The sequence below is a fragment of the Mesorhizobium sp. CC13 genome (assembly GCF_039907765.1).
In the GTDB taxonomy this organism is placed as follows: Bacteria; Pseudomonadota; Alphaproteobacteria; order Rhizobiales; family Rhizobiaceae; genus Aminobacter.
Window position 1 is genome coordinate 1 of record NZ_JARDJI010000029.1, and the last position, 23,640, is coordinate 23,640.

Below are 23,640 nucleotides of genomic sequence, written 5' to 3' on the forward strand. Positions count from 1 at the left end.
CCCGCCTCGACGATCACCTCGAAACCAAAGCCGACAAGGCGTTTCACCGTCTCCGGCGAACCACCAACGCGGCTCTCGTTCGGGTCAGTTTCCCTCGGTATGAATATTGCCTGGCCCACCGCTACGTCCTTTCGGCTGGAACCTTACCAAACGTAAAGTGCCTGACGCGAAAAGTTGCGTCGGCCTCTACCAACGAAATCCGCACGGGACGGGGCCGGAGGCCGGCGTCCCAGAAATCACATCGAAGTCGCGCCCCGCCGGGCGCGCAGGCAGCATCGGCACACGCCGCCGGTCCGCATTCAGGTCGTTCAGAGCGAAGACTGCCTGTTCCAACCCTACCCCTTCTGGAGGGGATTCGAGCGGACGCGGAAAACCCGCGGCTGCGCGGAGAAAATGTCAGGTAATATGGGTCGGCACGTCGCGGAGCAGATAGCCGCCGACGGCGCAGATGATCAGAAACAGCACCGTGGACGAGAAGAAGCCGGCGGGCGTGAAGAAGCCGAAGGCCATGGCGACGATCAGTGCCACGCAGACCATAGTGCCGTATTTCGCCAGGGTGATGAAGGTCGAATAGGTTTTCTCGTGCTCGGCGTAGTCCATATCTGCGCCAAGTTCGATCGGGCCGGTCGGCGTGTGGTCAGCCATGAGAGTCCCCTCCGGAATACGAGTTCAAGGGCACATAGCGAAATGCGCGCGGCAGGGCAATGGAAAGATTGCCTTTCGCCGTGTGACAAGAATATCAACGGATTCTCTGGCAATCACCGCACATATCGACGCAGGGGCTCAGGCGAGCCAGCGCTTGCGCCGCTTGTAGTGCTTGACGTCGCGGAATGATTTTCGCCCCTCGCCGCCAACGCCGAGATAGAATTCCTTCACGTCCTCGTTCTCGCGCAACGCCCGTGCTTCGCCGTCGAGAACCACGCGGCCGGACTCGAGGATGTAACCGTATTTGGCATAGCGCAGCGCCACCCCGGCATTCTGCTCGGCAAGCAGGAAAGACACCCCCTGCTCCTCGTTGAGCTTCCTGACGATCTCGAAAATTTCCTCGACCAGCTGCGGCGCGAGCCCCATCGACGGCTCGTCGAGGAGAATCATCTTCGGCCGCGACATCAGCGCCCGGCCGATGGCCACCATCTGCTGCTCGCCGCCCGACGTGTAGCCCGCCTGGCTCGTGCGCCGCACCTTGAGGCGCGGGAAATACTCGTAGACGAGGTCGAGGTCGGCGCGCACGGCGGCCTTGCCGTCGCGGCGGGTGAAGGCGCCGGACAGGAGATTGTCCTCGACGGTGAGATGGCCGAAGCAGTGGCGGCCCTCCATGACCTGGATGCAGCCGCGCCGGACGAGCTGGTTGGGCGACAGCGCCTGCACCTGGTCGCCGTCGAACACGATGGTGCCCTTGGTGACCTCGCCGCGCTCGGCGAGCAGAAGGTTGGAGATCGCCTTGAGCGTCGTGGTCTTGCCGGCGCCGTTGGCGCCCAAAAGCGCGGTGATGCCGCCGGCCGGCACCGACAGGGAAACGCCCTTCAGCACCAGGATGACATGGTCGTAGATCACCTCGATGTTGTTGACCGAGAGGATCGGCGCCTGGGCGTTCTTCGGCTCGAGGTCGGAACCGGCCTTGCTCGTCATCTTCGTCCTCCCGTTCATCGTCTTGCCGCCGGCCCGACCGCCCTCTCCCCGCGGTGGCGGGGAGAGGGCGCGGGCGAGAGGCGCCGCTACGCCCAAATCGGAGGAGCGGTTCGGGCGATGTCCCGGCCCCTCGCCTGTTCAAGTTTCGCCTGTCCCGAAGGAGCAGGCGGCGGCACTACATCTTGCACTCTTCGTTGACCGGCCAGGGCGCGTTGGCCTCGGCGTATTTCTTGGCCTCGGCCTCGACGAGCGGCGCGATCATGTCCTGGTCGGCCGACAGGAGATCGGAGACCTTGACGAACTTCGTGCCGTCCCACTGCAGCATCCAGGCGCCGGCATGGCCGGCATGGTTGTTGCAGGCGGTGGAGAACGGACCGATCATGCCGGCCATGCCTATGGAGGCGAGCTTCGCATCGTCGAGCTTGAGGTTCTCGAGGCCCCAGCGCAGCTGCTCGGCATTGACCACCTTGGTGCCGAACTTCTCCTGCGCGGCCTTGATGCCCTCGACGGTGAACATCGAGATCAGCACGCCGCGCTGGTAGAACACCCAGTCGAACTCGCCGGCGCCGATCTGCGACTTGCCGGCGTCGACGACGTATTTCTTGATGTCCTGCATCGCCTGGGAGTTGGAATCGGGCAGGCTCCACGACAGCGAGCGATAGCCCTTGCCCGCCTCGCCGACCGACTTCATGTCGCCGTCATGGCCGGACCACCAGATGCCGACGAACTTGTCCATCGGGAACTTGGTCTTGACCGCCTCGGTGACCGCGCCGACATTCATCGCGCCCCAGCCCCACATCAGCACGAAGTCCGGACGCTCGCGCCGGATCTGCAGCCACTGCGCCGACTGGTTCTGCATCTCCTTCACCCCGACGGGGATCGGCAGGAAGGTGAATCCGTACTTGTCGGCATAGGCCTTGAGCAGCGGGATCGGCTCCTTGCCGTAGGGCGCGTCGAGGTGCAGCAGCACGATCTTCTTGCCCTTGAGGTTCTCGACATTGCCGTCGGAGATGCTCTTGAGGATCATCGAGGCGCCGTCCCAGTAGGTGGCCGGCGGGTTGAAGGCCCACTGGAAGATCTTGCCGTCGGTCATCGGCGAGAAACCGTAGCCCGGCGCGAGGATCGGCACCTTGTCGACGTTGGACTTGGGCAGCACCTGCAGCGTGATGCCGGTCGACCAGGGCTGGGTGACGATGCTGGTCGCCTTGGTCTTCTCGTAGCACTCGGCGCCCTTCTCGGTGTTGTAGCCGGTCTCGCACTCGTCGTAGTTCAGCTTGACGCCGTTGACGCCGCCGTCGCGCTCGTTGAGCATCAGCATGTAGTCGCGCTGGCCGTTCATAAGCGGCGTGCCCGTCGCCGCGAACGGCCCGGTACGGTAGGACAGGTTGGTGACGTTGATCGCGTCTTCCGCGGCGAGCGCCGGCACCGCCAGCGCGGTGCCGACGAGCAACGCCACCGGCAGCAGGGTCTTCTTCAGGAACGTCTTCATTCTGGTCTCCTCCACTTGGTCGCTTTCTCCGTTCGGATCGGGTCGACCGGCCCGTCTCGAAGGCCGCCCCGGCGTCAGTGCGGGAACGGCCACATGATGAGTTTCTCCCGGATGATCGCCCAGAAGCGGGCGAGCCCGTGCGGCTCGATGATCAGGAAGGCGATGATGAGTGCGCCAATGGTCATGGTGTTGAGGTGCTCGACCGCAGCCGAGCTGACCGGCAGGCCGAGCGCCGCCGGCAGGGCGCTGATGATCACCGGCAGCGCCACGATCAGGATCGCGCCGAGGAAATTGCCGAGGATCGAGCCGAGGCCGCCGATGATGGCGATGAACAGCACGCGGAACGACAGCGGGATGTCGAACAGCACCGGCTCGGCCGCACCGCGCCACAGGAACACGAACAGCGCCCCCGAAACGCCGACGATGTAGGACGACACCGCGAAGGCCGACAGCTTCGCCTTCATCAGGTTGATGCCGACGAGCTCGGCGGCTATGTCCATGTCGCGCACCGACTTCCAGATGCGGCCGACGCGGCCGCGGGTGATGTTGATGGACAAGAAGGTGACCAGCGCGACCACGCAGAGCACGAAGTAGTACTGCACCACCGCGCTCGCATTCGGCCCGGCGACGGTGACGCCGAACATGTCGATGTTGGGCACCTGGATCGCGCCCGACGAATTGTAGTTGTAGAGCCAGGCCCATTTCTCGAACAGCCAGACCAGGAAGAACTGGGCGGCCAGCGTGGCGATGGCGAGATAGAAGCCCTTGATCCTGAGCGACGGCAGCCCGAAGGCGACGCCGATGGCCGCCGAGAAGAAGCCCGACAGCGCGATCGCCACGACGATGTTCATCTCGGGGAAGATGCTGACCAGCTTGTAGCAGGCATAGGCGCCGACCCCCATGAAGGCGCCGGTGCCGAGCGACAGCTGCCCGGCGAAGCCGGTGAGGATGTTGAGCCCCAGCGCCGCCAGCGCATAGATCAGCACCGGCACGAGCAGCGCCTTGAAGACGAACTCGCTGGCCGTCATCGGGAAGACGACGAAGGCGAGCAAGAGGATGAAGCCGAGCAGCAGCGCGTCCTGTCTGACCGGGAACAGCGCGTGGTCGGCGTGGTAGGAGGTCTTGAACTGGCCGGCTGTGCGATAGAGCATGGCCTCACACCCGCTCGATGATGCGTTCGCCGAACAGGCCCTGCGGCCGGAACAGGAGAACGACGAGGGCGAAGACGAAGGCGAACCAGGTTTCGGTGTTGCCGCCGAGCAGCGGCTGGCCCCAGTAGATCTCGAACAGCTTCTCCAGCACGCCGATGGCGATGCCGCCGACGATGGCGCCGAGCACGGATTCGAGCCCGCCCAGCATCAGCACCGGCAGCGCCTTGAAGGCGATGACCTCGAGCGCGAAGGACACCCCTGCCCGCGCGCCCCAGACGATGCCGGTGGCGAGCGCGATGACGCCGGCGATGAACCAGACCAACACCCAGATGGTCGACAGCGAGATGCCGACCGAGAGCGCCGCCTGGTGGTCGTCGCCCAGCGCCCGGATGGCGCGGCCCATCTTCGAGCGGTTGAGGAACAGGATCAGCCCGGCGACCAGGAGCACCGCGCCGATGACGGCGGTGACGTCCTTCTGCTCGATGGAGACGAAGCCGCCGAAGGGTTCGAACTCGAAGCTGCCGGTGGGGATGAACAGCTGCTGGGTGATCATCACCTTGTTCTCGCCGCCGAAGATGAGTTCGCCGAAGCCGACGAGGAACAGCGTGATGCCGATCGTGGCCATGAACAGGATGATGTCGGGCTGGTTGACCAGCGGCCTGAGCACGACGCGCTCGATGGCGACCGCGAGCGCGAACATGACCGCGAGCGTCATCGGCACGGCGAGCAGCGCCGGCACGCCCTTCTCGTGCAGGCCGACAAGCGTCAGCGCCGCGAACACCACCATGATGCCCTGCGCGAAGTTGAAGATGCGCGACGACTTGTAGATGAGCACGAAGCCGAGGGCGATGAGGGCGTAGAGCACGCCGGCCACCAGGCCCTCCCACAGCACCTGGATCAGGAAGTCGGGCGCACCGAACATGTCGCCGAAGGGCTTCACCAGGATGGAGTTCAGGAGATCCATGACGACGGCTCCGTATCTGGGGTCGGCAAGGGTGGTTCATTGCCACCCCGAGCCGGTAAGGGAGAGCGTTCAAACATGCGTGCGCCTCACCCCGCCAGCTGCGGGAACAGGCCGATGAGGCCGACGATGATGAGGTAGATGGCGACGATGTAGTTGAGCAGCCTGGGCATCACGAGGATCAGGACGCCGGCGATCAGCGAGATGAGCGGTGCGATCGGAACCATCATGGAAGCCTCCTCAATGTGCGACGCCGAGATAGGCGTCGATGACCTGCTGGTTTGACTTGACCTCGTCGGGCGGGCCGTCGGCGATCTTCTTGCCGTAGTCGAGCACGACCACCCGGTCGGAGAGGTCCATGACCACGCCCATGTCGTGCTCGATCAGCGCGATTGTCGTTCCGCGCTGCCGGTTCACGTCGAGGATGAAGCGGCTCATGTCCTCCTTCTCCTCGAGGTTCATGCCGGCCATCGGCTCGTCGAGCAGCAGCAGCGACGGCTCCATGGCGAGCGCGCGGCCGAGTTCGACGCGCTTCTGCAGGCCGTAGGGCAGCTTGCCGACCGGCACCCGCCTGATGTGTTGGATCTCGAGGAAGTCGATGATCTCCTCGACGACGCGGCGATGCTCGATCTCCTCGGCCAGCGCCGGGCCGTGCCAGAGCATTTGCCAGAACAGGTTGCGCCGCATCAGCACCGAGCGGCCGGCCATGATGTTGTCGAGCGTCGACATGCCTTTGAACAGCGCGACGTTCTGGAAGGTGCGGGCGATGCCCTGCCGGACCGCGTGGTGCGGCTTCATCGCCCGGCGCTCGCGGCCGCGGAAGACGATGGTGCCCTGCTGCGGCGTGTAGAAGCCGTTGATGACGTTGAGCATCGACGTCTTGCCGGCGCCGTTGGGCCCGATGATGGCGCGGATCTCGCCCTTGCGCACGTCGAACGAGATATCGGTGATGGCCTTCACGCCGCCGAAGGACAGCGAGACGTTCTTCACCTCCATCAGGAGGCCGCCGGCGGCAATGCCGTCGTCGGCCGCAGCGGCCGGCTGCGGGCTGGCGTGGATGTTCATTCCGCAGCCTCCCGCGCCGCCGCGCCCTCGGCGCCGAAGGTCCCGACGTCCATGATCTGGACCGTCGCCTTGATGCGGCCCTTGCGGCCGTCCTCGTAGGTCACCTCGGTGTCGACGAACTTCTCCGTCGAGCCGTCGTAGAGCGCCTCGATCAGCGGCGCGTAGCGGTCGGCGACGAAGGCGCGGCGCACCTTCATGGTCCGCGTCAGCTCGCCGTCGTCGGCGTCGAGCTCCTTGTGCAGGATGAGGAAGCGCCTGATCTGCGCGCCCGCCATCATCGGCTCGCGCGACAGGCGCCGGTTGGTTTCCTCGACGTTGCCGGCGATCATGCGATAGACCTCGGGGTGGCCGGCGAGCTCCTGGTAGGAAGCGTAGGCGATGTTGTTGCGCTCGGCCCAGTTGCCCACCGCCTGCAGGTCGATGTTGACGAAGGCGGAGGCGAAGCCGCGGCCGTCGCCATAGGCGACCGCCTCCTTGATGTTGGGAAAGAACTTCAGCGTGTTCTCGATGTATTTGGGCGCAAACAGCGCACCCGTCGCGAGCTTGCCGACGTCCTTGGCACGGTCGATGATCCTGAGCTGGCCGTCCTTGTCGAAGAAGCCGGCGTCGCCGGTCTTGACGTAGCCGTCCTCGGTCATCGCTTCCGCGGTCTTGTCGTCCTGGTTGTAGTAGCCGGAGAACTGCCCCGGCGAGCGGAACTGCACCTCGCCCGCGTCGGTGATGCGGATGTCGACGTTGGGCGCGGCCGGCCCGACGGTATCGGCGCGCACCTCGCCGTCCTTCTGCACCGTCACATAGAGGAAGGCCTCGGTCTGGCCGTAGAGCTGCTTGAGGTTGATGCCGAGCGAGCGGAAGAACGAGAACAGGTCCTGGCCGATCGCCTCGCCGGCGGTGTAGGCGACGCGGATGTTGGAAAGGCCGAGCACGTTCTTGAGGGGGCCGTAGACGAGGAACTCGCCGATGCCGTAGGCGATGCGTCCGCCGAGCGGCACCGGGCGGCCCTCGAGGATGGCTTCGCCGTATCTTTTCGCGACGCCGATATAGTGGGCGAACATCTTGCGCTTCAGCCAGCCGGCATCCTCCATGCGGATGGTGACGCTGGTGAGCAGGGCCTCGAAGATGCGCGGCGGCGCAAAATAGAAGGTCGGGCCGATCTCGCGCAGGTCCTGCGCCACGGTTTCGCTGCTTTCGGGGCAGTTCATCGAGAAGCCGGCGACGTAGCCCTGCGCGTAGTTGAGGTAGTGGTCGCCGACCCAGGCGAGCGGCAGGTAGGCAAGCACGCTGTCATTCTCGGAGAGGCGATCGAAGACGGCAGTGTCGCGCGCCGCGCTGACCGCGTTGACGGCCTTGATCATCACACCCTTCGACCGGCCGGTAGTGCCGGAGGTGTAGAGCATGACCGATATCTCGTCGCCGGACGCATCGCGGACGGCGCCTTCCCAGGCGTCGCCGAGCGCGGGACTGGCGGCGAGCAGCGCAGCCCCCTGCTCCTGAACCTTGCCGAAATCGTGCAGGCCCTTGTGATCGTAGTCGCGCAGGCCCCGCGGCTCGTCGTAGATGACATCGGTCAGGGCGTGGATCTGGCCGGCGAAGGAGCGGATCTTGTCGACCTGCTCCTGGTCCTGGACGACGGCGAAGCGCACGCCTGCATTGTCGAGCACATAGGCCAGTTCCTCGGCCACCGCATCGGCATAGACCGGCACGGGCACGGCCCCGATGGACTGGGCGGCGGCGAAGCTCCAGTAGAGCCTGGGCCGGTTGGCGCCGATGATGGCGATGCGGTCGCCACGCTCGAGGCCGAGTGCCTGCAACCCGATGGCGAAGGCGCGGATCTCGGCCAGCTGCTCCCTCCAGGTCCAGCTTTGCCAGATGCCGAAGTCCTTGTGCCGCATGGCGGGGCGGTCGCCGAAACGTTCGGCGTTGAGCAGCAGGAATTTCGGGAACGTATCCATGCCGTCGGCATGCGCCGATGCACCCATGCGCCAGTTCCTCCCGCTTGCCGCATCTTTGGCGGTCGAGCGGGGCATTCTGGCAGGATGCGCAGGGGCGGCAAGCCCGCCCTTAGCATAACGGCCTGCGTTGCCGCCTGCATGGTGGACATCCGCGCGCGCGGCGATGCCGGCATCGGTCAATGCGAGCTCCTCCCTTTCTGCTGCGGAGTTTTCTCCGACGGCCCGGCGTCGTGCGCCGGCTTTGATTGAGGTGAGGCTACGCGCGAAGGCGGTGGCCGATCAACGCGCCGCTTGACAGACAGGACGGCAGGTTGTCTTTTAAATGCGCGGTCCCCGCGCCCCGCCCCCCGACAGCAAGACGAGTTGACACCCTAGCGCATCTCTATGCGCCGTAGTCGCCCAGCCTTTCGGCGTCGACGACGTAGATGCGGCCGTGTTCGGCGCGCAGCAGGCCTTCCTGCTCGAGTTCCTGCAGGCTGCGGTTGGCGACCGGCCGCGATACGCCGGCGAGCAGCGCGATCTCTTCCTGGGTGATCTCGACCAGGCTCTTCACATGCGGGTTCAGCACGGGGTTGCACAGCCAGGACAGGTTGCGCGCCACCTTGGCCTTGGGGTCGAGCAGCCGCTCGTATTCGGTCGAGGCGATGAACTGCGCCAGGCGCTCGTTGAGCTGGCGGACGAGAAACCGGTTGAAGCCGACGCTGTTTTCGGTGAGCCAGAAGAAGGTGGCGCGGTTCATCAGCAGCAGATGCGTGTCGCGCAGCGCGACGAGATCGTATTTGCGCTGCTCGTCCTTGAGCACCGAGCCTTCGCCGAACCAGCCGCCGGCGCCAAGGCCGGCAAAGGTGATCGCCTTGCCGCTGCGGGCAATCGAGCTCATCTTGACCAGGCCGGTGACGATGCCGCCCCAATAGTCCCAGCGGTCGCCGCGATGGCAGATGTAGCTGCCCTTGACGAAGTGCTTCTCGGTCACCCCGCGGGTGGCGCGCTCAAGCTCGTCCGCCGCCAGGTCGCGCGACCAGACTGTGCTTCGGACGAGTTCGCTGCGGGATGTCATCGGCCCTCGGAATCGCCGGGCTCCGCGCGTCCCGGCATCGCCAACTTATGGGCGCGGCCGCCTGCCATGGCAAGGCGCGGCGGCAGGGCCGCTCACGCCGCCTCGCGGTAGTATTTCGCCGTCGGAAGAATGGTCAGCGGCGCAAGCTCGCCGACGCCCGGCCTGCCGAACATCAGCCGCTGCTCCATCGGCGTCGACTTGAAGAACGGGAAGCGCTTGAACGAGCGCTCGCGGATGGCGTTCACGTCGGCACGGTAGAGCACGACCTTGTAGTTCAGGCCGGGATATTCGCGCAACTCGCCGATCTGCTCCGACTTGTAGATGCGGCGATAGAACCCGGAGTGCTCCGGCCTGATCGTCGAAAGGCAATATGGCGTCTCGAAATAGAAGCAGGCCATGCCGGCAAGGCGAAGCGTCAGGTAGGGAATCTGCGGATAGACTCGCGACCAGTCGGGGTCTGCCGCGAAACGGCTCGGATCGACGAAGGTGGTCCCAGCCGCCAGTTGCGGATGCAACACGTCGCCATAGACCGTCGTCGACGGTGACCGCGGGGTCTCCCGGCACGCATGATGGATGCGCAAGGTGCTGACCAGCTGGCCGTCGATATAGATGCCGAACTTGTAGCAGTTTTCCACTTCGTCCAGGTTGTCATGGATCGTGTGGTCGACGTTTTCCGACACCATGTCGCTCAGGCGATACGACTTGTAGCGGAGACGGTAGATGTCTTCGAGGTCCTCGCCCTTGTCGCAACGGCGATATTCGGTCCTCTCGAGCAAACTCGAAACGTGACTTGCAAACGACGACTCTGCTTCGGACTCACTGCTACTCTTGACGTCGGCGTCACCGCCGGACGTCGCTTGATGGATGGTCATGGCTTTCCCCGTACTTCCGCCCTGGCAGAAGGGTAGCGTAGGCCCTCATGATGTAAAGATGAAAATAAGACAGTTCTCATTTACCTTCCGTTAAGGTTAATAATTAACGGAAAATTAAGCATATTCTCGCGTTAAGCTTCCAGCGACGGAGAAGATCAGCGGTTGGCGGCCTTGCGCGCCCGGCTCAGGTCCTGCGCGAACGGCCAGACCGTGTTGGACATCGTCTCTATGCCCGACGACGACAGTGCCGAACCGAACAGGAAGCCCTGCACCAGGTCGGGCTGGACCGCGACGGCCAGGATCTTGAGCTGCTCGAAGGTTTCCACCCCCTCGACGGTCACCGTCAGGCCAAGCGGGCGCGACAGGTCGACTATGCCCTTGAGAAGCTGGAGCGAACGCGGGTTCTGCGCCACGTCGGCCAGGAAGCTGCGGTCGATCTTGACCTTGTCCAGCGGCAGCTTGTGCAGGTAGCTCAGGCTGGAATAGCCGGTGCCGAAATCGTCGAGCGCGATGCGGATGCCGATGGACTTGAGCTCTTCGACATACGCCCGCGTCTGCGACTTGTCGTCGAGCAGTGCCGTTTCGGTCACTTCGATCTCCAGGCGATTGGCCGCAAGACCGGAAGCGGCAAGCGCCGCCCTCACCTTGTCGACGACGTCGCGGTTGCGGAAGTCCTTGGCCGAAAGGTTCACCGACACGCTGATCGGGGCGGGCCACTTCGAGCATTCGGCACAGGCCGCCTGCAGCACGAAGGTGCTGATGTCGGAGACGATGCCCATCTCCTCGGCCAGCGGGATGAAGGTCGAGGGCGACACCGGGCCCAGGTCCGGATGGTCCCAGCGGCAGAGTGCCTCGCAGCTGGCGATGCGCATGGTGCTCATCGACACGATGGGCTGGAAGACCACGCGCAGGGCGCCGGCTTCGACGGCGGCACGAAGATCGGCCTTCATCATCTGGCGGTTGCGGAAGGCCGCGTCCATGACCGACTCGAACAGCTGCCAGCCATTCTTGCCCATGTCCTTGGCCTTGTAGAGGGCAAGATCGGCCTTGACGATCATCGTGTCGACGTCGGAATCGCGAACCCGTGCGAGCACGGCGCCGCCGCTGGCCTGGATGCGCAGGACGTGTCCGGCGACGTCCACCTCGCCCTGCATGGCGGCGAAGATGCGGTCGAGCATCGAACCCAGATGCGCTTCGCTGTCGACCTGGTCGAAATAGATCATGAACTCGTCGCCGCCGAAGCGGCTGACCTTGACATTGTCGCCGGCGAAGACGGCGAGCCGCTCGGCAACCGCATAGATCAGGCCGTCGCCCACGGGATGGCCGAGCGTGTCGTTGACGCTCTTGAAATCGTCCAGGTCGAGGACTGCGAGCGCGCAAAGCCGGTCGCGGTCGCCGGCGAACATGCATTCGTCGACGACCTCATGGAAATAGGCACGGTTGGGCAGGCCGGTGAGGCTGTCGTAGCGCGCCATGAAGCGGATCTTCTCCTCGGCGGCGACTCGCGCGGTCACGTCCTCGAAGGTGATGACGCCGAGTTCCTGGCTGCCCTCGCGGGCCGAAAACTCGAGGAACCGCCCGTTCGACAGCGACACGAGCACCTTGCGGTCCCTGCCTTCGCGCAGCGCCCGGGTCAGTTGCGCCTCGATGTAGCGGCAATCCTTCAACGCCAGCTGTCCGGCGGCGACGCCGCGCATCAGGAGACCGTGGATCGACCGCCCGAGCAGCGCCTCCGGCGCACGCACCGACATCAGATGCGCGGCCTCGGCATTGGCTACCGCGACGCGGCCGTCCGGGCCCAGCATCACCAGGCCGTGCGACATGGTGTTGAGCGCACGATTGAAGCGCTGGGCCAGGCGGTTGGCCTTCTTCTCCTCCGACACGGCGGTGAAAAGCACGTCGCGCACGGTGTCGGCGAACTTGCGGATCGCATAGAGGAACGGCGCGGACAGCAGCCCCAGGAACACATGGTAGAAGTCGCCGCGCAACAGGAAACCCAGGGAGATGGCCCACGTCATGGTGACGGTGAGGATCACCACCATACGCGGCGAGCCGTAATTTCGGCCGGCGATCGACGTGGCCGAAGCAAGCGTCACGCAGACGGCGGCAATCTCGGCGAACGGATCGTAGGCGAAGTAGATGCCCGCCAGACAGAACGCGCCCAGCACAAGGCCGTGCAACGACCCGTACAGGATATAGTCGTTCTCGCGCTTGCGCGCTTCTTCCCAGGTGGTGGCTGCCGGCAGGTTGTTGTATTTGCGGAAGTTTCGTAGGCGCAATGTGCCGACGAGCAGCATGCAGAGCGCAATGACGAGGTAGAGCGGGTGCGCCGTCTTCCACCAAACGACGACCATCAGCATCGTCTGGGCGATCATACCAACGGCAAGCGTCGAGCCATCGCGGAAAAGCGTTTCCACGAAAGGTATGTAGACGTCGACTGGTATCTCGTTGTTTTTTCTGCGCACGTCCGGAGCCCGCATGGCCGACCAAGCACTGGCACATGCGCCTTAAGAAAGGCTTAGAAAGCCCGTTTCCGGACGGTTCCGCAGCCCCAGGGCAACCTGCCAGAGGCTGTAATCTCGAGTTCAGGTAAACAAGTCGTATCAGCTATTCGGCGGCCTGCAGGTCCTCGCGCCGTGGCGCTTCCCGCAAGCGCTCGACCAGCCGCGCGCGTTCGCCCGCGGCCTTGCCCATGCTCGCATGCTTGACATGGCCGTAGCCACGGACGAGCTGCGGCACCGAGGCCAGTGCCGCGGCGGCCTCGACGGTGCGCGGGTCGAGCGAAGCGCGGATGAGGTCGAGGTCGGCCTCGTAGGCGGCGAGCAGCTCGCGCTCCGAGCGCCGTTCGGCGGTGTAGCCGAAGACGTCGAACATCGTCCCGCGCAAGCCTTTCATCGCCGCCAGCAGCCTGAACGCCTTCATCATCCAGGGGCCGAAGCTCGACTTGCGCGGACTGCCGTCCGCACCCTTCCTGCCGAGGATCGGCGGCGCGAGGTGAAACTCGAGCCGGTCGTAATCCTGGAACTGCTTCGACAGCTCGCGCTGGAAGGACCCGTCTGTGTAGAGCCGCGCGACCTCGTATTCGTCCTTGATCGCCATCAGCTTGAACAGGCTGCGCGCCGCAGCTTCGGTGACGGCGGTCGAGCCCGGCACGGCACCCGATTCCGCCGCGCGCATGGCTGCGATACGTGCCCTGTAGCGGTCTGCATAGGCAGCGTCCTGATAGGCGGCCAGGAATTCGACGCGACGCGCGATCACCTCGTCGAGGGTCTGCGCCACGGCACCTTCCTCGCCACGGCCGAACCGCTCGACCATGGCACGGACGAAGCCGGGCTCGTGCGCGGCGCGGCGCCCCCAGCGAAAGGCCGTGACATTCATCGCCACCGCCTCGCCGTTGAGTTCGATGGCGCGTTCGACCGCCTCGGCCGAGAGCGGCAGGCCGCCATGCTGGAAGGCGAAGCCGAGCATGAACATGTTGGCGCCGAGCGAATTGCCGAAGAGGGCCGAGGCCGTCCGCGTGGCGTCGAAGAAATGCGCGTTGGCTTCGCCCGCCGCCGCGCGGATCGACTTCTTCAGCCGCTCCGTCGGCAGCGAGAAGTCGGCCAGGCGCGCGAATTCGCCAGGCATGATCTCGGCCGTATTGGCGACGAAGATGGTGTGGCCCTCGCGCGCCGCGGCCAGCACCTTCTTGGCGCCCGAGACGACGAGATCGCAGCCGAGGATCAGGTCGGCCTTGCCGGCCGAAACGCGGATGGCGTTGATGTCTGAAGGCGTGGGCGCGATCCGCACATGGCTGAACACCGAGCCGCCCTTCTGGGCGAGGCCGGCCATGTCGATCATGCCGCAGCCCTTGCCTTCGAGATGCGCCGCCATGCCGAGGATCGCGCCGATGGTGACCACGCCCGTGCCGCCGACGCCGTCGATGATCGCCGCCCAGCCGTCGCGGTCGAGCGGGAATTGCCTCGGCGCGGGCACGCCTTCGAGCGGATCGCTGGCGCCCGCGATGCCCTCCGCCTTGCGCAGCTTAGCCCCATGCACGGTCACGAAGGACGGGCAGAAGCCGCTGAGGCACGAAAAGTCCTTGTTGCAGCTCGACTGGTCGATCCTGCGCTTGCGCCCGAACTCGGTCTCGACCGGCTGGATCGACACGCAGTTGGATTTGACGCCGCAATCGCCGCAACCCTCGCAGACGAGTTCGTTGACGAACACGCGCCTGTCGGGATCGGGAAAGGTGCCGCGCTTGCGCCGGCGGCGTTTTTCGGCAGCACAGGTCTGGTCGTAGAGCAGAACCGTCACCCCCGGTATGTCGCGCAGCTGGCGCTGGACGAAATCGAGGTCGTCGCGGTGATGGAACGTGGTGCCCGCCGGGAACTGGCCGCGCCCGCCATACTTGCCCGGCTCGTCGGTGACGACGGCGATGCGCTCGACGCCTTCCGCCCGCACCTGGCGGGCGATCATGTCGACGGTGAGGCTGCCTTCGTGCGGCTGGCCGCCGGTCATGGCGACGGCGTCGTTGTAGAGGATCTTGAAGGTGATGTTGGCATCGGAAGCCAGCGCGAACCGGATCGCCAGCGTGCCGGAGTGGTTGTAGGTGCCGTCGCCGAGGTTCTGGAATATGTGCTCGCGCCTGGAGAACGGCGCCTGGCCGATCCACTGCGCCCCCTCGCCGCCCATCGCGGTGAAGCCGAGCGTGCTGCGATCCATCCACAGCGCCATGAAGTGGCAGCCGATGCCGGCCCCGGCGATCGACCCTTCCGGCACGTTGGTCGAGGTATTGTGCGGGCAGCCCGAGCAGAAGAAGGGGGTACGGCCTGCGACGTCCTTGGTGTCGGCCAGCATCGCCTGGTACTGGCGCAGCCGGCCGACTCGGGCGGCGATTTCCTCCGACGGGCCGATGACCTTGAGCACGCGCTCGCCGATGGCAATGGCGATGTCGTTGGGGTCGAGCGCCCCCTTGGCCGGAAACAGCCAGTCGCCGCGTTCGTCCTTCTTGCCCACCACCTTGGGCTGCATGGAAGTGCCGTAGAGATCCTCGCGCAGCTGCGTCTCGATCAGCGAGCGCTTCTCCTCGACGACGATGATCGTCTCAAGCCCGCGGGCGAAATCGCGGATGTGCTCGAGGTCGAGCGGCCACGGGCAGCCGACCTTGAACAGCCGGATGCCGAGCTGGCCGGCGCGCTTCTCGTCGATGCCGAGGTCGTCGAGCGCCTGGCGGACGTCGAGGAAGCTCTTGCCGACCGTGATGATGCCGAGCTTCGGCTTGCGGCCCCCGGAATAGACGATGCGATTGATGTCGTTGACGCGGATGAAGGCGGCCGCCGCGGCGCGCTTGTATTCGTGCAGCCGCGCCTCCTGGCCGAGTTGGTCGAGCTCGTGGCGGATGTTGAGCCCGCCGGGCGGCATGTCGAACTCCGGCAGGACGATGTTCAGCCGGCCGAGCGAGGCGTCGACAGAGGCGGTCGATTCGATGTTGTCCTTGACGCACTTGATCGCCGCCCAGGTGCCGGCGAAGCGCGACAGGGCGAAGCCGTAGAGGCCGTAGTCGATCAGCTCCTGCACCCCTGCCGGGTTGAGGATCGGGATCATCGTGTCGACGAACAGGAATTCGGTCGCATGCGCGTTGGTGGAGGATTCGGCCGTGTGGTCGTCGCCCATCAGCGCCAGCACGCCGCCGTGCCGGGAGGAGCCTGCCAGGTTGGCGTGGCGGAACACGTCGCCGGAGCGGTCGACGCCGGGCCCCTTGCCGTACCAGACGGAGAAGACGCCGTCGTGCTTGCCCTCGCCCAGCAGCTCCGTCTGCTGCGAGCCCCAGCAGGCGGTGGCCGCCAGTTCCTCGTTGAGGCCTGGCTGGAACACGATGTTCGACCGGGCCAGCTGCGACTTCGCCCGCCATAGCTGCATGTCGAGGCCGCCGAGCGGCGAGCCGCGATAGCCGGAGACGAAGCCTGCGGTGTCGAGGCCGGCGAGCCGGTCGCGCTCGCGCTGCATGAGCAGCATGCGGATGACGGCCTGCGCGCCGGACAGGAAGATGCGCTCCTTGCCGAGATCGAACTTGTCGTCGAGAGCGACGTCGTGGAGCGTCATGCGCATTTCCTGTGCCCGAACCGCCCGGGATTCGGCGCAGCTGACCTTGGGTGGCCTAGGGATAGCCTTTCCATGGGCGGCTGTCGCGTCAAACGAATGGCTTTCCAGCGCAAATGTTGTTGGGCGGGACCTGTCGGGGCGATCGCAAATCGGCTTCGCCTGCCGCTCGTTTCAGGGCGGCGCGGGCGCCGTCCTTGCCGCCGGTCACGATGCCGGGCAGGTCACGCCGCGGCCGCCGGGAAGCCGTCCGTCGGGATGGCCGGCCAGTGCCGGATTGGGATCGTAGAACGGCCCCACCACCAGCGGCCGGTCCGGAAGCGCAGACTGGTCCTGCGACGAGGCCATCGTCGTCTCGATGGTCTGCATCGGCAGGCCTGCCGCATCCTCGATGCGGATCGTCACCTTGTAGGGCCGGTCCTTGGCGACGCATTCGAGCGGCGGGCTCTCGATCGTCACCTTCCGGCTCATCGGCCAGATCTTCTGCCGCACGACGATGGTCTCGCCGCCGGCGGGATTTTCGAAGCTCGCCACGGCGACCTCGCCGTCGCCGATCGGCTGCAACGGCCTCAGCGTCACCATGTAGCGTACGGTCGCCACCCGATAGTTGAAAACGAACAGGCGTCCGGAAAGCTCGAAATGCTCGCCCTCGCCGCCGCTCTCGCGGCAGCCGGCCAGGCCGAGCAGCACCAATGCCGCGAGGCCCAGCACGATCCTGCTCAGACTAGGCATCGAATGCCTCCCCCATGCTGCGGCGGCGATAGTGCCGCCTGGCCTTCTGGCGGTTGCCGCACACCGCCATGTCACACCAGAGCCGGCTAACGTTGCGGCTGCGGTCGAGGAACAGCCAGTTGCAGTTGGGGCATATCCGCATGCGGCCGAGATTGTCCGGCGCGAGCAGCGAGAGCGCCGACACGGCGAGCGCCGCCTCGAGCTCCAGTGGCTGTGCGTCCCGCCCGAAGGGCGCGGCCGGGCTGAACGTCTCGGCGACGCCGGCAAGCCCGTCGGCACAGGCGACGAGCAGCGGGGCCATGTCCGGGGCGGCGAATGCGCCTTCCGTCACGCCGCGCCGGAACAGCCTGTCCGCCGCCTCGCGGATGGCGAGGACCTTGCCCGCGACTGCGAAAGGGTCGGACACCGCCACCGCCCTGCCCCGAAGCTCGTCCGCCCGGTACTCGCTCGCCGCCGTGGCAAAGCGTGCGATCTCGGCCGGCTCGGCGAAGCGGTCGAAACTCCGCTCCGCGTCGCCGCGCAGGACGACCGTGTTGGCCGCATCGAGCGCGAGCGCGCCGCCGGAGAAGCGATGCCGTGTCCATGAAACTGCCATGGTCCAAATCTAACTGGTAAACGTCGTTTGACAAGTTAGATTTCAAGGCGCAACCTCAACCGGCGCGGGATGAGCCCGCGCGCCGGTCCGCGCATGCTCTATTTCCTGCAACAGCTCCTCAACGGCGTGCATTCGGCAGCGATCTATGCGCTGCTCGCCTTCGGCTACGCGCTGGCGAACGGCCTGCTCAAGCGCACCAACCTGGCGCATGGCGCGATCTTCGCCTTCTGCGGCCAGACGATGATCCTGGCCGCGGTCTACGGCTACCAAGTGCTGTGGCTGACGCTGCCGGCGACCGTCGCCTTCGGCATCGCGGTCGCATTCGCCTATGCCGGCCTCGTCAGTCGCCTGCTGTCGCGCCTCGTGTTTGCGCCGCTCGCCGGTCACTCGCCGAACACGATCGTGGCCGCGACGCTCGGCGTGCTCATCGTGCTGATGGAGCTGACCCGCATCTCCGCCGACACCCGCGACCTCTGGCTGCCGCCGATGCTGGCGACGCCGGTCGCCTTCGCCACGGGCGGCGGCTTTGCCGCGACCCTGACGGTGATCCAGCTGCTCAACGTCGCGCTCGCCTCCGCGGCCGTCGCGGCCGGGGCGTTCCATCTCGCGCGGTCGCGCTTCGGCAGGGACTGGCGCGCCGTCGCCGACGATCCGCTCGCCGCCAGGCTGTGCGGCGTCGACACCGCGCGCGTCTTCAACCGGACGGTCCTGCTGGGCGGCCTCTGCGCCGCCTTGGCCGGCGTGCTGGCGGCACTCTACTACGGCAACCTCGGCTTCGGCGCCGGGCTCGTCTACGGGCTGAAGATCCTCTTCGTCACCGCTGTCGGCAGCTACTACGCACCCGCGCGCGCAGCACTCGGAGCCGCAGCCTTCGGCATGGCCGAGTCGCTGTGGGCTGGGTATTTCCCCATCGAATGGCGCGACGCGTGGATGTATGCGTTGCTCGCCGCCATGCTGGTGCTCACCGGCGATCGCAGGGACCAGCGCGCATCGGGCTGACCGGAAGCGCAGGCCGATTCAACTTTGGTTGAATGCCGCCGCAGCATTCCACAATTTCCCGGTTTTGCGCGGGCTGCCGCGGTTGACGTCGCGCGGCCGTTATGTTGACGCGGCACCCTTGGCCGGCATACCCATGAACACAAGGGGAGCGCCGAACAAGAAATTCGGGGAACACGGCCGCCCCAAGAGCACAACAAGGGAGGAAGGCATGGCAGGGCTTCTGGCTCTATCCAGACTGATAGACCGTATCAACGAGGCGATCGGCAAGACGGTCGCGTGGGCGATCCTGCTCGCCATCCTGGTCAGCGCCGGCAACGCGGTCATCCGCAAGACCTTCAACATGTCCTCCAACGCCTGGCTGGAGCTGCAGTGGTACCTGTTCGGCGCGGCCTTCATGCTGGCCGCCGCCTACACGCTGAAGCAGAACGAGCACATCCGCATCGACATCGTCTACGGCATGTTCTCGCGCCGGGTGCAGCACTGGATCGACCTGCTGGGGCACCTGTTCTTCCTCATGCCCTTCGTGCTTCTGATGATCTTCTACTTCATCCCCTATGTGAGCCTGTCGGTCCGGTCCGGCGAAGTATCGGCCAGCGCCGGCGGCCTGGTCATCTGGCCCGCCAAGGCGCTGCTCCTGATCGGCTTCCTCCAGCTCGGCCTGCAGGGCGTTTCCGAGATCATCAAGAAGATCGCCATCATGCGCGGCGACATGGACGACCCCAACCCCTTCATCTCCGCCCATGAGGCGGCCGAACTCGAAGGCAAGGCCATTGCCGACGAGGTGCGCTCATGATGGAGTTCATCGCCCAGAACATGGCGCCGATCATGTTCTTCTCGCTCGTCATCTTCCTGCTCCTCGGCTACCCGGTCGCCTTCTCGCTGGCCGCCAACGGCCTGTTGTTCTTCTTCATCGGCGTTGAACTGGCCCCCTTGTCGGGCGGCTCGATCAACCTGTCCTGGCCACTGCTCTACGCCCTGCCCGAACGCTTCTGGGGGGTGATGTCGAACGAGACGCTGCTCGCCATTCCGTTCTTCACATTCATGGGCATCGTGCTCGAACGATCGGGCATGGCCGAGGACCTGCTCGACACCATCGGCCAGCTGTTCGGCCCGATCCGCGGCGGCCTCGCCTATGCGGTGATCTTCGTCGGCGCGCTCCTTGCCGCCACCACCGGCGTGGTCGCGGCCTCGGTCATCGCCATGGGCCTGATCTCGCTGCCGATCATGCTGCGCTACGGCTATGACCGGCGCGTCGCCTCGGGCGTCATCGCGGCGTCCGGCACGCTCGCCCAGATCATCCCCCCCTCGCTGGTGCTGATCGTGCTGGCCGACCAGCTCGGCCGCTCGGTCGGCGACATGTACAAGGGCGCGCTCATCCCCGGCCTCGTGCTGACCGGGCTCTACATGGGCTACATCCTGCTGATGTCGATCATCCGGCCGAACTCGATGCCGGCACTGCCGCCCGAAGCCAGGACGCTCGGCCACGGCATCACCTCGCTGATCGTGGCGCTTATCTTCGCCGGCGCCCTCGCCTATGGCGCGCATGTCTACCTGTCGCCGACCCACGGCGCCAACGCCGACATCCTCGGCGCCTGCGTGGGCGTGGTTGCGATCTATCTCATCGCCATCGCCGACCGCGGTCTCGGCATCAACATGATGTCGAAGCTGGCGCAGCAGGTCATCATCGTGCTGATCCCGCCGCTGGCGCTGATCTTCCTGGTGCTCGGCACCATCTTCCTAGGCATCGCCACCCCGACCGAGGGCGGCGCCATGGGCGCGGTGGGTGCCCTCATCATGGCCGCGGTCAAGGGCCGGCTGTCGCTCGACGTGATCCGCCAGGCGCTGGCCGCGACGACCAAGCTCTCCTCCTTCGTCATCTTCATCCTGATCGGCGCCCGCGTCTTCTCGCTCACCTTCTACGGCGTCAACGGCCACCTCTGGGTCGAGCACCTGCTGGTGTCCTTGCCCGGCGGCGAGCTGGGCTTCCTGATCGCGGTGAACATACTGGTGTTCCTGCTCGCCTTCTTCCTCGACTTCTTCGAACTCGCCTTCATCATCGTGCCGCTGCTCGCGCCGGCCGCCGACAAGCTCGGCATCGACCTGATCTGGTTCGGCGTGCTCTTGGGCGTCAACATGCAGACCAGCTTCATGCACCCGCCCTTCGGCTTCGCGCTGTTCTACCTGCGCTCGGTCGCGGCCCGCGTGCCCTATCTCGACAGGCTGACGGGCAAGGCGATCCAGCCGGTGACGACAGGCCAGATCTACTGGGGCGCGGTGCCGTTCGTCGGCATCCAGATCATCATGATCGGCCTCACCATCGCCTTCCCGCAGATGGTCATGCACTACAAGGGCAAGCCGGTCGATCCCTCGACCATCGAGATCAAGATGCCCGACCTTCCGGGCCTGGGCGGCGGCCTTGGCGGCGGTCTCGGTCTGCCGCCGCTCGGTGCGCCCGCCGGCGGTACGGCTCCCGCGCAACCGGGAACCGCTCCGGCGCAGCCGGCGGCACCGGCCAACGACCTGTCGAAGCCGCCGAGCTTCAACTGACCTGCAGGAACGGAAAGGGCGCCCTCGCGGCGCCCTTTCTCGTTTCGATGACCGGACCGGCGGCACAAGCCGTGGTCGTTGTGGGATCAGAGCGCCTGGCTGCGCTGCTGAACCATCATGAAGGTGTCGAAGCTGTACTCCGACAGCTGCGCCCACAGATACGCGTCCTTGCGGAAGGCGGCCTGGCTGTCGAAGATCTTCTTGAACGCGGCATTGGAGGCCGAGATCTCGCCATAGGTCCGGTGCGCGGCGTCGAAGCAGGCCTTCAATATCTCCTGGCTGAACGGACGCAGTTGCGCGCCGTTGGCCACGAGCCGGCGCAGCGCCGCCGGGTTCTTGTAGTCGTAGTTCGCCATCATGTCGGTATTGGCGGCCTGGCAGGCCGAGGTCAGCGCCACCTGGTAGGGCTTGGGCAGTTCCTGCCACTTGGCGAGATTGACCAGCGTGTGCAGCGTCGGGCCGCCCTCCCACCAGCCGGGGTAGTAGTAGTAGGGCGCGACCTTGTGGAAGCCGAGCTTCTCGTCGTCATAGGGACCGACCCATTCGGCCGCGTCGATGGTGCCCTTCTCCAGCGCCGGATAGATGTCGCCGCCGGCGATCTGCTGCGGCACCAGGCCGAGCGTCTCGAGCACCTTGCCGGCGAATCCGCCGACGCGCATCTTCAGGCCCTTGAGATCGGCGACCGTGTTGATCTCCTTGCGGTACCAGCCGCCCATCTGCGCACCGGTGTTGCCGCAGGCCAGGCCGTAGAGGCCCTGCGTGGCGTAGAACCCGTTGAGCAGGTCTTGCCCGCCGCCGTGGTAGATCCAGGCATTCATCTGGCGCGCGTTGAACATGAACGGCACCGCCGTCGCCAGCGCATATGTCGGGTCCTTGCCCCAGTAGTAGTAGGAGGCCGTGTGGCAGCACTCCACCGTGCCGGCGGACGCCGCGTCGGCGGCCTGCAGGCCAGGCACGATCTCGCCGGCCGCGAAGACCTGGATGCTGAAGTTGCCGTCGGTCGCCTCGCGCACGTAGCTCGCCATCGTCTCGGCGGCGCCATAGATCGTGTCGAGCGCCTTGGGGAACGACGACGTGCAGCGCCAGGTCACCTTCGGCAATGATTGCGCGATTGCCGGCGCCGCCAGCATCGACGCGGTTGCGGCCGCCCCAAGGCCGGATGCACCTGCCCTGCGGATGAAAGATCTGCGATCCATCCCTTGCTCCCATTCGTTGTTGGACATTTTCTTGAATACGCGCCGGACCCCATATGTTCTGTCTTAACCGGCACGCGCGGCAGAATAGCCGAAGCGGGGAGGATTTGCGCAGAAAATAAAAGGCCCCGCGGCTCGCGCCGCGAGGCCCTTTCAACTGATCGGTGCTGCGCTCAGAGCTTGCCGTTGCGCTGCTGGATCATCAGGAACGTATCGTAGTTGTACTCGGCGATCTGGGCCCAGAGGTAGTGCTCCTTGCGGAACGCCTTGATCGAATCCCAGATCTTCTTGAAGTTGGCGTTGGAGGCTTCCATGCCGGCATAGACCTCGTTGGCCGCGTCGAAGCAGGCCGACAGGATTTCCGGGCTGAACGGGCGCAGCTGGGCGCCGTTGGCGACGAGGTTCTTCACCGCCGTCGGGTTCAGGAAGTCGTACTTCTGCAGCATGTTGGCATCGGCCGCATGGCAGGCGGTGCGCAGCAGCGACTTGTAGGCCGCCGGCAGCTCCTCGTACTTGGCCTTGTTGAACATGAAGTGGACGGTCGGGCCGCCTTCCCACCAGCCGGGATAGTAGTAGTAGGGCGCGACCTTCTGGAAGCCGAGCTTCTCGTCGTCATAGGGGCCGACCCATTCGGCGGCGTCGATGGTGCCCTTTTCGAGCGCCGGGTAGATGTCGCCGCCGGCGAGCTGCTGCGGCACCACGCCGAGCTTCTCGAGGACCTTGCCGGCGAAACCGCCGACGCGCATCTTCAGGCCCTGCAGGTCGGCGACCGTGTTGATCTCCTTGCGGAACCAGCCGCCCATCTGCACGCCGGTGTTGCCGCCGGGCAGGCCGAACAGGCCCTGGGTCGCCAGGAACTCGTTGAACAGGTCGATGCCGCCGCCGTGGTAGTGCCAGGCGTTGATGCCGCGCGCATTGAGCGAGAACGGCACGGCCGCGCCGAGCGCCCAGGCCGGGTCCTTGCCCCAGTAGTAATAGGCGACCGTGTGGCAGGCCTCGACGGTGCCGGCCGTGGTGGCGTCCGCCGCCTGCAGACCAGGAACGATCTCGCCGGCCGCGAAGGGCTGGATCGTGAAGTTGCCGTCCGTCGCTTCCGACAGATACTTCGACAGCACCTCGGCGCCGCCATAGATCGTGTCGAGCGACTTCGGGAACGACGAAGTCAGGCGCCAGGTCACCTTGGGGTTGGCCTGAGCGATTGCCGGTGCGGCGAGTGTTGTGGCCGCAGCCGCTGCGCCCACGCCGGTCGCGCCGGCTTTCCTGATGAATGAACGGCGATCCATTAAGATCCTCCCATGCTGGACCGAACGAAAATGC

At 65.8% G+C, this 23,640-nt stretch carries 20 protein-coding genes; 3 read left to right on the top strand and 17 right to left on the bottom strand.

What is annotated here, in order from left to right:
* From PV773_RS23465 to PV773_RS23535, 15 genes are all read right to left on the bottom strand, one after another.
* The coding region (locus PV773_RS23465; protein WP_347968712.1) for a hypothetical protein at window positions 1-119 on the bottom strand (119 nt) is incomplete at its 3' end.
* Window positions 120-396: 277 nt separating this feature from the next.
* Complete coding sequence (locus PV773_RS23470; RefSeq protein ID WP_347968686.1) at window positions 397-645, bottom strand: aa3-type cytochrome c oxidase subunit IV; 249 nt, start codon at window positions 643-645, stop codon at window positions 397-399.
* A gap of 138 nt (window positions 646-783) precedes the next feature.
* On the bottom strand, window positions 784-1,629 hold the full coding sequence (locus PV773_RS23475) for an ABC transporter ATP-binding protein (protein ID WP_347968687.1): 846 nt from the start codon (window positions 1,627-1,629) through the stop codon (window positions 784-786).
* 175 nt (window positions 1,630-1,804) lie between these two features.
* Window positions 1,805-3,118 carry an ABC transporter substrate-binding protein gene (locus PV773_RS23480; RefSeq protein WP_347968688.1) on the bottom strand — a complete coding sequence of 438 codons (1,314 nt, stop codon included), beginning with the start codon at window positions 3,116-3,118 and terminating at the stop codon, window positions 1,805-1,807.
* A gap of 74 nt (window positions 3,119-3,192) precedes the next feature.
* Window positions 3,193-4,269 carry a branched-chain amino acid ABC transporter permease gene (locus PV773_RS23485; protein ID WP_347968689.1) on the bottom strand — a complete coding sequence of 359 codons (1,077 nt, stop codon included), beginning with the start codon at window positions 4,267-4,269 and terminating at the stop codon, window positions 3,193-3,195.
* Between the two features lie 4 nt (window positions 4,270-4,273).
* Complete coding sequence (locus PV773_RS23490; RefSeq protein ID WP_347968690.1) at window positions 4,274-5,233, bottom strand: branched-chain amino acid ABC transporter permease; 960 nt, start codon at window positions 5,231-5,233, stop codon at window positions 4,274-4,276.
* 86 nt (window positions 5,234-5,319) lie between these two features.
* The gene (locus tag PV773_RS23495; RefSeq protein WP_347968691.1) at window positions 5,320-5,460 is read right to left on the bottom strand and encodes a DUF3096 domain-containing protein; all 141 of its coding nucleotides are present in this window, start codon (window positions 5,458-5,460) and stop codon (window positions 5,320-5,322) included.
* A gap of 10 nt (window positions 5,461-5,470) precedes the next feature.
* Window positions 5,471-6,295, bottom strand: coding sequence for an ABC transporter ATP-binding protein (locus PV773_RS23500; protein WP_347968692.1), 825 nt, complete (start codon window positions 6,293-6,295; stop codon window positions 5,471-5,473).
* Entirely contained in the window at window positions 6,292-8,274 is a 1,983-nt protein-coding gene (locus tag PV773_RS23505; RefSeq protein ID WP_347968693.1) for an AMP-binding protein, read from the bottom strand. Before PV773_RS23505 ends, PV773_RS23500 begins: the two co-directional genes overlap by 4 nt.
* A 355-nt stretch (window positions 8,275-8,629) precedes the next feature.
* Window positions 8,630-9,304 (bottom strand): Crp/Fnr family transcriptional regulator, encoded by a 675-nt coding sequence (locus PV773_RS23510; RefSeq protein WP_340036561.1) that lies wholly within the window; start codon window positions 9,302-9,304, stop codon window positions 8,630-8,632.
* A gap of 92 nt (window positions 9,305-9,396) precedes the next feature.
* Window positions 9,397-10,176 (bottom strand): hypothetical protein, encoded by a 780-nt coding sequence (locus tag PV773_RS23515; protein WP_347968694.1) that lies wholly within the window; start codon window positions 10,174-10,176, stop codon window positions 9,397-9,399.
* A 155-nt stretch (window positions 10,177-10,331) separates the two neighbouring features.
* Window positions 10,332-12,656 (bottom strand): EAL domain-containing protein, encoded by a 2,325-nt coding sequence (locus PV773_RS23520; RefSeq protein ID WP_347968695.1) that lies wholly within the window; start codon window positions 12,654-12,656, stop codon window positions 10,332-10,334.
* A 127-nt stretch (window positions 12,657-12,783) separates the two neighbouring features.
* A complete protein-coding gene (locus PV773_RS23525; RefSeq protein WP_347968696.1) occupies window positions 12,784-16,260 on the bottom strand; it encodes an indolepyruvate ferredoxin oxidoreductase family protein in 3,477 nt (1,158 codons plus the stop codon).
* A 204-nt stretch (window positions 16,261-16,464) separates the two neighbouring features.
* Window positions 16,465-16,989, bottom strand: a complete 525-nt coding sequence (locus tag PV773_RS23530; RefSeq protein ID WP_347968697.1) for a hypothetical protein — start codon at window positions 16,987-16,989, stop codon at window positions 16,465-16,467.
* On the bottom strand, window positions 16,982-17,584 hold the full coding sequence (locus PV773_RS23535) for a CGNR zinc finger domain-containing protein (RefSeq protein ID WP_347968698.1): 603 nt from the start codon (window positions 17,582-17,584) through the stop codon (window positions 16,982-16,984). The genes PV773_RS23530 and PV773_RS23535 overlap by 8 nt, the downstream gene beginning before the upstream one ends.
* Window positions 17,585-17,677: 93 nt before the next feature.
* On the opposite strand from PV773_RS23535, the gene PV773_RS23540 reads away from it, so the two are divergent.
* From PV773_RS23540 to PV773_RS23550, 3 genes are all read left to right on the top strand, one after another.
* Entirely contained in the window at window positions 17,678-18,583 is a 906-nt protein-coding gene (locus tag PV773_RS23540; protein ID WP_347968713.1) for a branched-chain amino acid ABC transporter permease, read from the top strand.
* 208 nt (window positions 18,584-18,791) lie between these two features.
* On the top strand, window positions 18,792-19,376 hold the full coding sequence (locus PV773_RS23545) for a TRAP transporter small permease subunit (protein WP_347968699.1): 585 nt from the start codon (window positions 18,792-18,794) through the stop codon (window positions 19,374-19,376).
* Window positions 19,373-21,130, top strand: coding sequence for a TRAP transporter large permease subunit (locus PV773_RS23550; RefSeq protein ID WP_347968700.1), 1,758 nt, complete (start codon window positions 19,373-19,375; stop codon window positions 21,128-21,130). Before PV773_RS23545 ends, PV773_RS23550 begins: the two co-directional genes overlap by 4 nt.
* An 86-nt stretch (window positions 21,131-21,216) precedes the next feature.
* On the opposite strand, the gene PV773_RS23555 is transcribed toward PV773_RS23550, so the two are convergent.
* Window positions 21,217-22,326, bottom strand: a complete 1,110-nt coding sequence (locus PV773_RS23555; protein WP_347968701.1) for a TRAP transporter substrate-binding protein — start codon at window positions 22,324-22,326, stop codon at window positions 21,217-21,219.
* A gap of 170 nt (window positions 22,327-22,496) precedes the next feature.
* On the bottom strand, window positions 22,497-23,606 hold the full coding sequence (locus PV773_RS23560; protein ID WP_347968702.1) for a TRAP transporter substrate-binding protein: 1,110 nt from the start codon (window positions 23,604-23,606) through the stop codon (window positions 22,497-22,499).
* Window positions 23,607-23,640: the final 34 nt, after the last annotated feature.